10 protein-coding genes and 2 pseudogenes are annotated in these 15,815 nt (G+C 38.4%); 4 read left to right on the top strand and 8 right to left on the bottom strand.

Translation table 11 applies throughout. The features are described 5' to 3' along the window. Positions 1 to 8: 8 nt before the first annotated feature. The 3 genes and pseudogenes from ACZ1G6_RS06555 to pgm all read right to left on the bottom strand — a co-directional run bounded on the left by ACZ1G6_RS06555 (position 9) and on the right by pgm (position 5,798). Positions 9 to 1,304: a putative bifunctional diguanylate cyclase/phosphodiesterase gene (locus ACZ1G6_RS06555; protein ID WP_472618568.1), complete on the bottom strand. Its 1,296-nt coding sequence runs from the start codon at positions 1,302 to 1,304 to the stop codon at positions 9 to 11. Between the two features lie 140 nt (positions 1,305 to 1,444). Further along, a pseudogene (locus tag ACZ1G6_RS06550) lies at positions 1,445 to 3,881 on the bottom strand (glycogen/starch/alpha-glucan phosphorylase). A gap of 275 nt (positions 3,882 to 4,156) precedes the next feature. Next, positions 4,157 to 5,798: pseudogene (pgm, locus tag ACZ1G6_RS06545) on the bottom strand (phosphoglucomutase (alpha-D-glucose-1,6-bisphosphate-dependent)). A gap of 294 nt (positions 5,799 to 6,092) precedes the next feature. On the opposite strand from pgm, the gene ACZ1G6_RS06540 reads away from it, so the two are divergent. From ACZ1G6_RS06540 to ACZ1G6_RS06530, 3 genes are all read left to right on the top strand, one after another. Continuing rightward, on the top strand, positions 6,093 to 7,001 hold the full coding sequence (locus ACZ1G6_RS06540) for an AAA family ATPase (RefSeq protein WP_472618567.1): 909 nt from the start codon (positions 6,093 to 6,095) through the stop codon (positions 6,999 to 7,001). Positions 7,002 to 7,170: 169 nt separating this feature from the next. Beyond that, positions 7,171 to 8,016: a DUF58 domain-containing protein gene (locus ACZ1G6_RS06535; RefSeq protein ID WP_472618566.1), complete on the top strand. Its 846-nt coding sequence runs from the start codon at positions 7,171 to 7,173 to the stop codon at positions 8,014 to 8,016. Next, entirely contained in the window at positions 8,003 to 10,021 is a 2,019-nt protein-coding gene (locus ACZ1G6_RS06530; RefSeq protein ID WP_472618565.1) for a transglutaminase TgpA family protein, read from the top strand. The genes ACZ1G6_RS06535 and ACZ1G6_RS06530 overlap by 14 nt, the downstream gene beginning before the upstream one ends. A 62-nt stretch (positions 10,022 to 10,083) precedes the next feature. Here ACZ1G6_RS06530 and fusA read toward each other — a convergent pair whose 3' ends face one another. From fusA to ACZ1G6_RS06510, 4 genes are all read right to left on the bottom strand, one after another. After that, positions 10,084 to 12,171, bottom strand: a complete 2,088-nt coding sequence (gene fusA, locus ACZ1G6_RS06525) for an elongation factor G (protein ID WP_472618564.1) — start codon at positions 12,169 to 12,171, stop codon at positions 10,084 to 10,086. Positions 12,172 to 12,359: 188 nt separating this feature from the next. After that, a complete protein-coding gene (gene rlmM / locus ACZ1G6_RS06520) occupies positions 12,360 to 13,499 on the bottom strand; it encodes a 23S rRNA (cytidine(2498)-2'-O)-methyltransferase RlmM (protein ID WP_472618563.1) in 1,140 nt (379 codons plus the stop codon). Positions 13,500 to 13,505: 6 nt separating this feature from the next. Continuing rightward, a complete protein-coding gene (locus ACZ1G6_RS06515; protein WP_472618562.1) occupies positions 13,506 to 13,967 on the bottom strand; it encodes a DUF423 domain-containing protein in 462 nt (153 codons plus the stop codon). Further along, a complete protein-coding gene (locus ACZ1G6_RS06510; protein WP_472618561.1) occupies positions 13,964 to 14,854 on the bottom strand; it encodes a transcriptional regulator GcvA in 891 nt (296 codons plus the stop codon). The genes ACZ1G6_RS06515 and ACZ1G6_RS06510 overlap by 4 nt, the downstream gene beginning before the upstream one ends. A gap of 228 nt (positions 14,855 to 15,082) precedes the next feature. On the opposite strand from ACZ1G6_RS06510, the gene ACZ1G6_RS06505 reads away from it, so the two are divergent. Further along, positions 15,083 to 15,343 (top strand): hypothetical protein, encoded by a 261-nt coding sequence (locus ACZ1G6_RS06505; protein ID WP_472618560.1) that lies wholly within the window; start codon positions 15,083 to 15,085, stop codon positions 15,341 to 15,343. 30 nt (positions 15,344 to 15,373) lie between these two features. On the opposite strand, the gene ACZ1G6_RS06500 is transcribed toward ACZ1G6_RS06505, so the two are convergent. Beyond that, positions 15,374 to 15,793 (bottom strand): DUF4826 family protein, encoded by a 420-nt coding sequence (locus ACZ1G6_RS06500; RefSeq protein WP_472618559.1) that lies wholly within the window; start codon positions 15,791 to 15,793, stop codon positions 15,374 to 15,376. Between the last annotated feature and the right edge of the window lie 22 nt (positions 15,794 to 15,815).

Here is a 15,815-nt window from a genome sequence, read left to right as displayed (position 1 = left end):
ACTCAAACTTAGTTTAGGACGTGGGCAAAATTGCCAATTCGTAATTGCAGTAAGAAAGTATCAATTGGCACCGCCTTTGAAAACAAAAAGCCTTGCCCTTTATCAACGCCAATACTTTTTAACATATTTAGTTGTTCAACTGTCTCAATACCTTCTGCATATGTCTCACAATGTTTTGCATCACAGATGATTTTGGTTGCCTCAACAATGGCGCCATTTACAGGCGATTTATGCAGCTCCATCACAAAGGCTTTGTCAATTTTAATCGCACTTAGGGCGATATCTCTGATAAAACTTAAGTTAGAGTATCCTTTACCAAAATCATCCATTGATATTGATACGCCCATATCCGCGATTTGAGATAATTGACGTTTGACTAAGATTGAGTTGGACAAAGCAACGTCTTCGGTTAACTCAATCTCTAACATTTTAGGGTTAATGTCATATTTTAAGATCAAATTACTTAGATTTGATGTTAAGTGAGGGTCGTACAATTGCGTCGGAGACATATTAACGGAGATACAAATATCAAAGCCATAACTATTAATTTTTGCTATCGCACTTATGGCACTTTCAATCGTCCAATAGCCAAGTTCATTCATCATGTTATATGACTCTGCGGCTTTTAGTAATGTGCCAGGGAACACTACACCATCTAAGGGGTGATTCCACCTAAGTAAGCACTCTCCACCGATAATACTTGTATCATTAAAATCAACCTTGGCTTGAAAAAACAGCTCAAGCTCATCTTCTTTTAGTGCCCTTGAAAGATCAGCTTTTAAAGTGAGCCCTCTGCCCGTGAATTCTTGTGTGTCATCGTTTAAAACAGTAAAGTTTTCATGTCGATTCGCTTTTGATTTTTTTAATGCGGTTTCGGCTAAGGAAATTATATTATTGACGTTTGAAGCAGGGTTTTTTCTTACAGAAGCACCGACATTGAAATCAGCAATAAAAGCTGTTTCGTTGACCATAAGCGGCGTTTTAAAGTGATTAAATAGTTTTGTGTATTCATCTCTTATCGCGGTGTCGGTTATGGCATGCGAAAATACCACTCCAAATATATCGCCACTGATTCGTCCAACAGCAATCGCATTACTAAAAATAAGATTGATACGATTAACTATTTGTAACAAAACGCCATCGCCAGATTCGTGTCCGTAAGTAGCAGATACGTCTGAAAAACGCATAACGTCAAGCAGCATTAAACTAAAACGCTCTTCACGTTGGGCGATCGCATCGATGATCTCAATAAAGTGATATCGATTAGGTATCTCAGAAAGGTGCGTGACCTGATTTACGGACATATAAACACTTACTCTTAAAAAATTAACGATGAAGTTATCAGTTCTTATACATAGTTATCGTTAATCCTTTACTTTTCTTTATTAAAAAAACCAGAAAATCTGGCTTTTTTAATAAGTTAGTGTCGATTTATCGTCAATATTTAAGTCACCTTACAAGGCGTTAGACTCCATACTCGTTCAACATAATCAGAAACAGACCTATCTGATGTGAATTTACCCATTTTAGCGGTATTTCTAATCGCCATCTCAGCCCATCTTGCTTTATCCTTGTAAGCAAGATCCAAGGCTATATTTGCATCGCTGTATGACTCATAATCAGCTAAAACAAGGTAAGGGTCTCCCCCACTGAGCATGCTTTCTTTGAGAGATGATAAAGCACTCTGGTTCACCTGTTGTGAAGTAATCGCTGTCTAACCAATCTAAAACTGCTTTAATCTCGCTATTTTGATAATAATAGTCATACGGGTTATAGCCTTGTTGATGTAATTCACTTACTTGCTCAACTGTCTTACCAAAAATAAAGATATTGTCATCCCCTACTTCTTCGGCTATCTCGATATTAGCGCCATCTAATGTCCCAATAGTCACTGCGCCATTTAAGGCTAGCTTCATATTACCAGTGCCTGATGCTTCTTTTCCTGCAGTTGATATTTGTTGCGAAACATCTGCCGCAGGAATCATTTTCTCTGCAAGTGACACCCGATAGTTAGGTAAAAAGACGACTTTAATCTTATGGTTAACACGATTGTCCGCATTGATTTTTTCTGCAACTTTGTTAATGGCAAAAATAATCGTTTTCGCTAGCGCATAACCTGGTGCCGCTTTTGCTCCAAATATAAACACACGTGGATGTATGTCATATGTTGGATTTTCTAATAGTCGACGGTACAAAGCCATAATATGTAGCAGGTTTAAATGCTGCCTTTTATATTCATGCAATCGCTTTATTTGAATATCAAAAATGGCGTTGGGATTAACATCTATTCCAGTTAAACGCTTAATATCTAATGCTAGCGCGTTTTTATTCTTTTGCTTTACTTTCATAAATTGATTTTGAAAGGTCTTATTGCTTGCAAAAGCACAAAGCCCATCTAATTTATCTAAATCCACTGGCCAATCTGTGCCAATTTTTTTATTGATTAACTCTGACAGCAATGGATTACACGCTTTTAACCAGCGCCGCGGCGTTACACCATTGGTAACATTAGTTAACTTATCAGGATACAATGCATCAAATTCTGGGAACAAATTCTGTTTGACCAAAGCTGAATGGATTTGTGCTACGCCATTGACTCTAAACGAACCGATAACAGAAAGATTTCCCATTCTTACCATTTTTTCACCGGCTTCTTCAATGATTGATAGTTTTGCTTTCATAGCATTATCACCGGGCCACTTTTTCTCTACTTCTTGCATGAATCGGTGATTGATTTCATAAATGATTTCAATGTGCCTTGGTAGGATTTTTTCAATCATCCTAACAGGCCATTTTTCTAAAGCTTCAGGCAATAAGGTGTGGTTAGTATAAGCAAAGGTCTTGCTAGAAATTTCCCATGCTTTGTCCCAATCTAAGTGCGCACGGTCAACAAGAATACGCATCAACTCAGGGATTGCGATAGCTGGATGTGTGTCGTTCAATTGAATAACAACTTGTTCGGCAAAACGACTCCAATCATCACCATGGGCGCGTTTGTAGCGTCTTATGATGTCTTTTAAGGAACATGCGCTAAAGAAGTATTGCTGAATTAAGCGAAGTTCTTTGCCAGCTTGAGTCTCATCATTTGGATAAAGCACTTTAGAAATTGTTTCAGCTTGAACATTTTCGCGCTGCGCATCAACATATCCTCCAGCATTAAAAACATCCCAATTAAAGTAATCTGATGATTGGCTTTGCCAAAGGCGCAAGACATTCACTGTGTTGCCACCATAACCTACAACAGGGATATCCCAAGGAACACCTTTGACGATCGAACCAGGATGCCACTCTTTGGTTATTTTTCCACCATCCCCATATTTGGTTTCCACATAACCATATAAGGGGACTTCTTGTATAGATTCAGGACGACATATCTCCCATGGATTGCCGTAATCACGCCAACTGTCCGGGCGCTCTATCTGCTCAGCATTTTTGATCTCTTGACGAAAAAGACCATGCTCATAATGAATACCATAGCCAATGGCTGGTAGTTCTTTTGTCGCAAGCGAATCAATGAAACATGCCGCTAAACGGCCAAGCCCACCATTACCCAGTGCCATATCAGGCTCTTCCTCTAACACGTCGCTAAGCTCTAAACCTAGTTCTTTGAGTGCATCTTTAGCAACGTCAAAAAGACCAAAGTTATGCATGTTGTTAGATAACAAGCGCCCCATAAGAAACTCAGCTGAGAAATAGTGGACCGCCCTTGTATCATTCATATAATGTGTTTTTTGAGTCGTTCGCAGACGTTCTAAGACTAATTCTTGAATTGCAGCGCTGGTTGCTTTAAACCAAGCATGGTTATCAGCTTTGTTTTCATCTGTACCTAAGGTACAGTGCAGCTGCTTAATAACAGCTTCTTTAAACGCCTTTTTATCCAGTGCAGGTGTTAATAAGTTAGATGTTTTGCGATTAGCGTTTACACGTCGACTTTTTGTCTGAATTGCTTTGTTATCAGTTTTAGCCACAATAATATCCCTTTGGTGATCATGGGATAAGTCTATTACAGCAAAATCTATTTCTCTATCAAATTACATGGATAACATACGTATGTATGTAAAATTTATGTTAATTTTTAAGAACGAAATAGAATATAAGCCTAAATATTTAAATTTTATAACAAACTTTTAACATTAATGCTTATGTATTTTAATATTTAGCCTTCTATCACTTTATTCACAAGCGTTTTAGCTTCTTTTATTATTGCATTCAAATGTTCTTCGCCTGTAAAACTTTCTGCATAAATTTTGTAAACGTTTTCCGTTCCAGATGGCCGAGCAGCAAACCACCCATTTTGCGTACTCACTTTCAGCCCCCCTATCGCAGCATTATTACCTGGCGCATGGGTTTGTTTACTAACGATGGCTTCACCCGCCATTTCCTTTGCATTAAGATCGTTTACCGACATGGATGACAATTTTTGTTTTTGTTGCAAGTTCGCCGCCACATCAATGCGTGTATAGCAAGGACTGCCGAATTCTTTTGTTAAGTTGTTATACTGCTCACTAAGGGTCTTGCCCTGTTTTTGCCGTCATCTCAGCGGCTAACAAGCACATAATAAAACCGTCCTTGTCAGTCGCCCATGTAGTACCATCTCGTTTAAGAAAAATGCCACCAGCTGACTCTTCACCGGCAAAACCAATGTTTCGTTTGGATAAACCATCGACAAACCATTTAAAGCCAACAGGCATCTCAACTAGTTTACGATTTAGTTTATTAACTACTTTGTCAATCATACTGCTAGAAACAAGCGTTTTACCGACTAAACAAGAGTTACTCCACTGACTACGGTGAGAACACAAATAGTTAATTGCCACCGCCAAATAATGATTGGGATTCATCAAACCTGATGACGGAGCAACGATGCCATGTCTATCGAAATCTGGATCATTTCCAAATGCAAGGTCATAGTCATCTTTTAAATCAATTAAATTACTCATCGCAAACGCTGAGGAACAATCCATTCTTATTTTTCCATCTTTGTCACATGGCATAAATGCAAAACGTTGATCAAGTTGCTTATTTACTACGTTGACATTGATGTTGTAACGCTCAGCAATTTTATCCCAATAGGCTAGGCCAGAGCCTCCTAGAGGGTCAGTACCTAAGCGCAGCTTTGAATCAGAAATTGCTTTCATATCAATCACTTGATCAAGCTCGTTTATATAATCTAGTGCAAAGTCTTTCTCAGATAGAAAATCACTCACCATTGCTTTGCTTATACTGATGCGCTTTATCTTTTCATCCTTAAGAATGATTTCATTTGCTCTATTTTGAATTGCACTTGTCACATTACTTTGTGCAGGCCCACCATGATATTCATTGTATTTAAACCCGCCATCTGATGGTGGATTGTGGGAAGGTGTAATTACAACGCCATCCGATAATCGATGAGTGTTTTCTTTATTGTATTTTACGATCGCATGGGAAATAACAGGCGTAGGCGTAAAGCCATTTTGCGATTGAATAACAAGGTGTACGCCATTGGCAACAAGCACTTCTATCGCTGTTATCATAGCGGGCTCCGATAAAGCATGGGTGTCCTTGCCCATAAATAAAGGACCATTAATCTTGTTGCTTTGCCTGTGTTCTGCTAGTGCCTGACAAATTGCAGCAATATGAAGATCATTAAAACTTGCGCTCGATGCGCAACCTCTGTGCCCTGATGTACCAAAACTGACAGCTTGCTCAGGGATACTTACATCCGGTGACAAACTATAATAATCAGCAATGAGTTTAGCCACATTGATTAAATCAGATTGAGGTGCTTTTTTCCCAGCATTGACGTGAAGTGACATCTTCATTTCCTTAGATAATTTTAAAACGTATGTATTTGAGTAACTTAATGCAAGCGTTTGATGGACTTGAAAATATCAATTCATCCTTCATTGTGCAATAGTCATTTGTGCTACAAGTGAGTTTATATGAGCTTTTCGATAGTTTATTTTTGTTAAGTGTAAAATAAGAGAATTTACAATACTTATGTATCTTTTTTGATAAGCTAAACGTATTCAAAAACTATATCATCACATCATGCGTGTAATCTTCGTATTGCATCACTATTTAGCCTCATAAGAAGAGATTAGCCAAATATGCGTAAAGACATAGCAGAGTGCATCACCCAAATAAGTCGAATTCTTAAGGGAAAAGAAACCGAAATTGAGCTATCGTTAACATGCTTACTTGCTGACGGACATCTGCTACTTGAAGATCTTCCTGGTATGGGTAAAACCACTTTATCTCAGTCCTTAGCAAGCGTTTTAGGCTTAGATTACTCTAGAATACAATTTACTTCTGACTTACTCCCAGCAGACATGTTAGGGGTTAATATTTTCGAAAACGCGTCTCAATCATTTAGATTTCACCCTGGTCCTATTTTTAATCAGCTAGTTTTAGCAGATGAAATAAACCGAGCGAGCCCTAAAACACAAAGCGCCCTTTTAGAAGCAATGGAAGAGCAACAAGTCACCACAGATGGCGTTACTCGAGAACTCCCCTCACCATTTTTTGTCATTGCTAGTCAAAACCCTTTGCATCAGGCAGGCACTCACCCTCTTCCTGAGTCACAGTTAGACAGGTTCAATATGCAACTATCTTTGGGATATCCTGATTTTGAATCTGAACGTTTAATGCTTGAACAAGACATCAATATGCCAACCCTTAAGACCGTAATCGATTTAGACCAACTGTCGCTTATGCAAAGTAAAGTATGCAATATTGAAGTGGGTGATGCTGTAGTCAATTATATACTCAAGTTAGTCAACATGACGCGCGAATCGAGCGACTTCCCTAATGCAATATCACCACGAGGTACAAAAGCATTATATCGAACTGCTCAAGCTGCAGCTTTTGTCAATCAAAGAGACTACGTTATTCCAGAAGACGTCCAACGTGTGCTTGAAGCCGTTTTTGAGCATCGTTTAAAAGGACAACTTTTGACCCAGAGTTCTACAAGCTATAGCAAGCACCTATTGCAACAAGTTGACCCTATTGCGGCTTAAGCTTTAGATGTTATTGGTGATGACTCGAATCAAAAAATGGGCCAAATCCAAGAAGAAGGCTTGGCTTATTAATCGAATACCCAAAGATAAGGTATTTCAATTAAATACAAAGAACACGTTTATATTACCATCCACTTTTGGTTGGTCTTGTATAGGCATTGCTCTTTGTATGTTTCTGTTAGGTACTAACTTTCAAAATAATGTCATTTTAGCGCTTTGCTACTTCATTATTGGTTTGATGTTACTGAGCATGTTTCATTCATTTTTCTATTTTGTTCAATTTCGTCTAGAGTTTTCAGATATTCATTCAAATTTTGAAAACCGAGAAATTGTACTTCCCGTCAAAGTGTATTCAACAAAACGCTATAATGGGGGCGTTCTATCATTTGTGGCAGATAAAACAACGGTTTACCATAATGTAGATGAAAGCAATAATATGACGTTCATTCCAATTGCGGCGCATAAACGTGGGTATTATCAATGCCCTCAAATTACTATTTCAAACAATTTCGCATTTGGCTTATTTAGATGTTGGACACACCTTTATCCGCATTTTGATTATTATGTCTACCCGAGCATGGAAAAACACGGCATAAATTTGCAACAAAAAGAGAATGTAGGCCAGTCAAAACGCTTGAGCGCGCAGCAATCACAAGTCTCAGATAACCTTGAGGGTATTCGAGAGTTTCAACCAACTGATCCTCTCTACCATATCAGTTGGAAACACGTTGCAAAAGGTCAAGGATTACTAACTAAAAACTTTGGCGAACAAAAAGGTTTAATTGGATGGTTGAGCATAAAAGACTTTGAAAGATTCGACATAGAAAAAGCACTAAAAGCGCTATGCTTTCAAGTACAACAGCTCGACAAAGACCAAGCTGTATTTGGTCTGGACTTAGGAGAGACTAAAATCCTTCCGGATAAAGGCAAGAAGCACCTTCAAGTATGCCTAGAGCAACTTGCTTTATATCAAGCTCCACGATTTGAAAGCGCAGAAGCTAATGACGCAGTTTAATCACTCGAATCCTTTATTAACAATCCCTATCTGTGGTTCATTAATTCTATCGTTTTGTCTAACGGTTATAACACTTAACGAATCCATCATGATGTGGGTGTATGTCCTATGGTTTTGTGCAGTATCAATCACCTGTATGAGAGTAAAAAAACAAGGTTCTGCAATAAAAGGAAGTACATTAAACTTACTCGCCGTTTTTTGCATGCTTTTATTATTGTTTTTCTCAAACCAGTACGGATTGCTTTCCACAATGGTTAATTTACTGATCGTTGCCGGTTGCTTGAAACTCGTTAATTTAAACAACAAAGCAGATTTTCACTTAATTCTTATTGTGATCACGTTTTTAATTGCCTGTGGATTTATCTTTAATCAAACCCTCTATATTGTTATGTATTATTCGGTATGCATACTGATTGCCTTTGTCACCGCGTATTTGCTCAATAAAGGAAGTCTTAGCGTTAAAGAAAGTTATAAAGATAGCGGTAAACTTTTGCTGCAAGCTTTGCCTATCGCAATCGCCTTATTTATTGTTGTTCCTAGATTTCAACCCTTTTGGAAAGCAAGTGTGGGCTCAGGAAGTACGACTGGTTTATCTGAAATAGTCTCCCCTGGTGATATTGCAAACTTGGCGCAGTCTTCTGAACTAGTATTTAGAGCGGAATTTGATAGAACTGTACCAAAACCACAAGACCGTTATTGGCGATCAATCGTGTTAGATAAATTTGATGGGAAGTCTTGGTCTATTTCTAGGAGAGACTATAAAAGCGGTAGTTTACGAGGTATTGATGCCGGGTCAGAAAATCTAAGATATCTAATCATTGCTGAGCCAAATAATACAAGATGGCTATATTCACTTGATGTTCCCGTCATAGAAATGTCTACATCTAACACACCTGTGACCATGAATAGTCAGTACCAATTATTCGCACGTAATGTAAATACGAACTCTTCTCTTTATATTGTTCGCTCTTTTATCGATGCTCCGCTACGCCTATATCCAAAAGAACAAGACTTTGATAAATATTTACAGCAGCCTAAAGAACTCAATCCAGAAACAAGGGCTTGGGTGTCTGAAAATATCAACGATGATATGAGTTTTGATGAAACTATAGAAACACTTAACAATGTTTTTATAAACAATAACTTCGAATACACATTAAAGCCGCCTTTAATGAGAGCAAATCCAGTTGACCAGTTTTTGTTTGAATATAGACAGGGATTTTGTTCGCATTACGCTTCTGCAATGACCTACATGTTGAGGCTTGCAGGTATTCCTTCTCGCATGGTGGCAGGCTATCAAGGCGGTGAAGAGCAAGGGGATAATATTCTAACTATTCGTCAATTTGATGCTCATGCATGGGTGGAAGCATATCATCCTCAAAGAGGTTGGATAAGACTAGATCCCACGTCTCTAGTTGCACCTAACCGCACATTTGCGGGCCTATTATCATCTTTAAATGACAACGATAGTGAAATATTTGAACGTGGAATCGGAAATTTTATCGAATTTCAGCTATTTGATGATTTTAATGAATTTATGTCGCTAGTTGATCATAACTGGAATCATTTTGTCTTGGGCTTTAATAAAGAACGCCAGACTAGTTTAATTGAAGAGCTATTTGGCGCATCGTCTGGTAAAAACTTTATGATTTTTATTTTATTGACGTTTTTAGGTATAGGCTTATTCCTTATTGCCGTTTTTATGCCCTATAAAACATGGTTTACAAGGAACAGAATCACACCTGCAGACCATTTATTACAAAAACTTGCCAAGCATGGATATCAAAAAGAAACCTCTGAAACTCTACAAGACTTTACAAACCGAATATCTCCAGAATTAAGCCAAACGAGCAGGGATTATTTAGCTCAGTTTGTCGCTCATTACTACAAAGATATTTACGCATCAGGTAAAAACTCTGCTCAAACAAACGTAAGTCTTGATGCTTCAAACAAAAAATTGATTAGCTTTAGTAGAATGGTGATAGAAGGCTTAAAAACAAACTAATCATTATTTCTTAAGCAAAAAAAAACCGGCTGATAGCCGGTTTTTGGGTTCTGATCAGTAATTTACTTAGCAGCTTTACGCGCTTTTACTTCTTCAATTACCTTTTCAGCCACATTGTTTGGGCATGGATTATAGTGAGCAAATTCCATAGAGAACTGTCCACGTCCTGAAGTCATTGTACGTAAGTGGCCAATATAACCAAACATTTCTGACAGTGGAACGTCAGCTTTGATGCGTACACCAGTTACACCAGCTTCTTGGTCTTTTATCATACCACGACGTCTGTTTAAATCTCCAATAACATCACCAACATGATCTTCCGGTGTAAACACATCAACCTTCATTATTGGTTCTATTAACTGAGGACCAGCCTTAGGTATAGACTGTCTAAACGCGCCTTTGGCTGCGATTTCAAATGCTACCGCCGATGAGTCGACTGCGTGGAAACCACCGTCATATAACTCAACTTCAACATCTAACACAGGGAATCCAGCTAAAACACCTTCGCCCATCATGCCCTTGAAACCTTTTTCAATTGCTGGGAAGAATTCTTTAGGGACGTTACCGCCAACAACCGTTGAATTAAATACAAAACCACTGTTTGGCTCATAAGGTCTAATTTTATAATCGATTTTACCAAATTGACCAGAACCACCTGATTGTTTCTTATGCGTATAAGAATCATCAACAGGAGTAGTAATCGTTTCACGGTACGCTACTTGAGGCTGACCAACATCTAGCTCAACGCCGTAGGTACGCTTAAGAATATCGACTTTGATATCCAAGTGAAGCTCACCCATTCCTTTAAGGATTGTTTCACCTGAGTCTTCATCAGTCTCTACCTGGAATGAAGGATCTTCAGCTACCATTTTACCAATTGCGATACCCATTTTCTCTGTTGAGCCTTTATCTTTAGGCGCAACCGCGATAGAAATTACCGGATCAGGGAAAATCATCGGTTCAAGTGTACACTCATGTTTAGGATCACACAGAGTATGACCTGTTTGTACATTTTTCATCCCCACGATAGCAATAATATCACCCGCTTGTGCTTTGCTCAGTTCGGTTCTATCGTTCGCGTGCATCTCAACCATACGACCAATACGCTCAGTTTTACCTGTCGCTGAATTAAGAATCGTGTCGCCCTTGTTCAATACACCAGAATATATACGAATAAAGGTTAGCGCACCAAAACGGTCATCCATTATTTTAAATGCAAGCGCTCTAAATGGTTCGTCTGTCGAAACAGTCGCCACTTCACCAGTCGCTTCACCAGTGTCAGGGTCAGTTAACTCTTGCGGGTCAACTTCTGTTGGGCTAGGCAAGTAATCAACAACAGCATCAAGTATCAATTGAACGCCTTTGTTTTTAAATGCTGAACCACAGTAAGTAGGGAAGAAATCTAGCTTGCGAGTTCCTTCACGAATACAACGCTTGATATCTGCATCAGAAGGCATTTCACCTTCCATGTATGCCATCAACAAATCATCATCTTGCTCAAGTGCAGTTTCGACTAATTGCTCGTAATATTCGTCTACCTTGTCAACCATATCGGCAGGCACATCTTCAACTGTGTAGTTTTCAGGAAGACCCGAGTCATCCCAAATATATGCTTTCTTTTCAATGATGTTTACAACACCAACAAAGTCATCTTCAATCCCGATAGGAAGTGTCATCACAAGCGGGTTTGCGCCTAGCACGTCTTTCACTTGCTTTGTTACGCGATAAAAATCTGCGCCCATACGGTCTAGTTTGTTGACAAAGATTAATCTTGCAACTTCTGATTCGTTAGCATAACGCCAGTTAGTCTCTGATTGTGGTTCAACACCACCAGAACCACAGAATACACCTACACCACCATCAAGTACCTTTAATGAACGGTAAACTTCAACAGTGAAATCTACGTGTCCAGGGGTATCGATAATGTTCATGCGATGGTCATTCCAGAAACAAGTCGTCGCCGCTGATTGGATAGTAATTCCGCGCTCAGCTTCCTGTTCCATGAAATCGGTCGTTGATTCACCGTCATGTACCTCACCCGTCTTGTGTATCTTACCGGTAAGTTTCAAAATTCTTTCTGTGGTGGTCGTTTTACCCGCGTCTACGTGAGCAAAAATACCAATATTTCTGTAATGAGCTAAATCTGACATGCTTTCCACTTTATTGGTTCGTTAAAATTTTCGGGCGAATTATATAGATCATTGCGCACAATTTACACCACTTTCATGCTTATTTTTGACAAAGAATTTTTGTCACCTGTAAAAACACAATTAAATCAATGTACTTTAGCCGTCGAAATTCTGTTTAAGTCACTGTTCTAATTGATGTAAATTAAATACTACGTCAATTTATTTCTATCTTGTTTGACTAAATTTGTAAATTGGCTATCGACAATAATTGTTACCGTAACCTCATCGCGATTATGATACAGATGCTTTGCTTCAATGAAATAATCTTCAAACGAACTACTTAGCTCTTGTGCAAGCATTTGCATGATAGTTTGCACCACTTTCCAACGTTTATTCATAGGAAGTTTCACGTTAAATATGGCGGCACTAGCCTTTCTGCTTGTGAGCCATTTAATCATTAAATGACTGACCCTAGTAGGCTGCTCAATCATGTCACACACAAGCCATTCAACATGTCCTTGTTGAGGCTGATATAAAAATCCATCTTGACTGTAATACTCGACCAAACCAGTTGCCAATAACTGCTCATCAATCAAGCCGTGATCTACTGCTTCGACTTTTACCCCTCTTCGCACTAATTGATAAGTCCAACCACCAGGACACGCCCCTAAGTCTGTTGCTCTCATACCATTACTAAACAATTGGTTTTGTATGGACGAATAAAAATAATCAATGCCCTCCTCAAGCTTTAAGGTAGAGCGACTTGGCGCGTCTTTAGGCATCTTTAAGCGTTTAATGCCCATCGGATATAAACTTCTATCTTGTGGCATACTGACAGCCAGAATGCATGCATTACTTTTTTCAAAAAACACATGTAAATACGGTAGTGTTTGGTCTACTTTTTGAGTTAAAAATTTGTTTGCTCTGAGCATATTTCGACATGGCACAGTAAATTTTTTACAGAATTTTGCAATGTCTTTACCCTGCTCTGTGTCAGGATGCTCTACAACAATATCACCAAAAGGTAATATATGACTGGATAAGCAAGAAGAACTTGATAAAGCCTGTTTAATTGAACTGATTCTGTCTTGGGTATCTAAGCTTAACTCATCTATGACAATAAGTTTTTGTCTGGCAAATATAAGGTCACGAAATTCACACAATTTTTGATGCTTGTTGTTAAGTAAATTCTTAAGGCGCTCACTTGGTAAAACAAAACGCAAAAATGCTTGTTGTTTTTTAAACGCTCCGTATCCAAATTTGTTTTTTAGCGCGAACTTGTATTCAATTTCTGCAAGTAAATCTGATTCATACCCAGCTCGACAATAAAATAGTAGTGTTGTCATCATGAAGTATTACTCGCTAATTTTCTTTTGCTTGCTTGGCTTTTGCTTGCTTGGCTTTTGCTTACTTGGCTTTTGACGGCCTAGCTTTTGATGGCCTAGCATTGCCCAAATATACATTATCCAAGCCACTATCATAAAGACACCACCTATCGGAGTAACAATACCAAAGGCTTTGATGGTAGACAGCGCCAAAATATACAAACTTCCTGAAAATAGAATTATTCCAAGACTGAACATCCCGACTATAATTTTTACATATTTGATATGAGTGAATATCGAATTTACGCCTACAAGCATGATTGCTAGCCCATGATACATTTGGTATTGCGCAGCCGTTTTAATAATCGATATTTGATAATCACCTACTACATCTTTTAATCCATGAGCGGCGAACGCACCAATCATGACGCTCAAAAGACAAAATAATGCCCCTATCGCAATAAGTGATTCAGTACGATATTGCCTATTCATTTACTGTTGCTCACTTGTTCTAACATCCATTCGCTAAATACTTTGATCTTACTCTGTTCAGCTTGACTGTCTTTACATACCAAATAATAGCTATATTTTGATTCAATTTTTTCTTCAAAAGGACAAAGCAGACGACCACTGTCAATATCTGGTTTGGCCAATACCGTGTCTGACAAGGCAATTCCTTGTCCAATACACGCGGCTTGCAGCACTAAGTTAGTATGACTGAATATAGGTCCTTGATTAACATTGATATCTTTAATGCCAAAAGCGCTAAGCCAAGACTTCCAAGCAGCCCTAGTATTATCATGTAACAATCGGTGATGCGCCAAATCTTGAAGTGACTTAAGAGGTTTCGATTTTTGCAAAAGAACAGGTGAGCACATAGGCGTTAAATATTCCGCTAAAAGCTTAGTACTATGCAATCCTTGCCATTTACCCCTGCCATAATACACCGCAATATCGACCGAATCATCTAAAAAACCTTCATCTAAATCAATCGCCTTTATTCTTACATCTATATCATTATTAGCCGCTGAGAACTTATGTAAACGAGGCACTAACCACTGGCTTGCAAAACTAGGTGGAGTCGCAACTGTAATGGCTCCTTTAGCGCCCATTGCCACAAGGCGCTGAGTAGCTTCATGAATATGGACAAAAATATCTTGAAGGTCATGAAAGTATCCTTGACCTTCCTCGGTCAATAGAAGGGAGCGATTTTTACGATGAAATAATTTTATTGATAAATAGCTTTCAAGACTCTTTATCTGATGGCTTACAGCAGCTTGAGTAACAAAAAGCTCATCGGCTGCCTTTGTGAAGCTCAGATGCCTAGCAGCAGACTCAAACGCTTTTAAGGCATTTAACGGCGGTAAACGTTTTGACATAAGTTGGCACTGTATTTTGTGAGAGCAATACCCACAATATACATTAGTTTAACTAATGTGAAAATATAATTTTTGTCGTTCAACTTTTTGTAGTTTGAGCCGTAAAATATACAAGTAACAGAATATATTGTTTTATTTCAATAGTTTAATGTAATTTAAACGTAAATAATGTATATATTTCGCACAATCCATTAACAAAAGATACACAAATTAATTTAAGGTAAACTAATGAATATATTAATAATGACGACACTGGTCGCAGCCCTACAATCAAGCCCAACATCGGCTTTACAAATAGAAGCCGAAAAAGCACCTCTACTTAGTAAGACCGAGATCGCTGAAATTGTGGCAAACGAGCAAAAGCTAACTAACAAAGAAGTTTTATTCGGCTTAAACTTATCAAGCATTTCAGTAAGTGACATAAGTATTGCTTACAAAAACACCCCAAAAACAGCCAAAGAAGTTAAAACTGTCGTAGGTGAAGATTAATGTTCGTTAATATGGTTGGACGCTTAGTGCCTAATTAGCATCAACGTCCTGCCATAGCTTATCTTGAGCTTGAATCGAATAAATCATTTCGGCCTTCTCTATCAAATAATCCGCATAATTCAATTGTGTTTCATCACTTGATGAGTTTTGCTTGATATTTTCCGCCTTCATTTGCCAAGACAAAGAAAAGTGTTTGAGCGCCTCTCTACCTGAGTTTGCAGCATCAGCTGTAATAGCATCGGCTGGCACATCTCCACTGATTACCCAATAATATTTCCCTTTGCTATCTTTAATTTTCCATACCGCTGCATTTGGTGCCAAGTACCGACTTGCCTCAACGACAACACTATCAAATAAAATACCGTTTTCTGCTAAATGCTTATTAGCGCGTTGAAATTGTTCGCGTACCCACTGAGAGAGTTGCTCTTGATTGCTTATTTGTGAAGTCATATTTTGTTCTTTTTTAATGTTT

This window comes from Glaciecola sp. HA4-3, from assembly GCF_055693685.1.
Note: the sequence above shows the minus strand (reverse complement) of the source record. Positions and strands in the feature narration are given on the sequence as shown.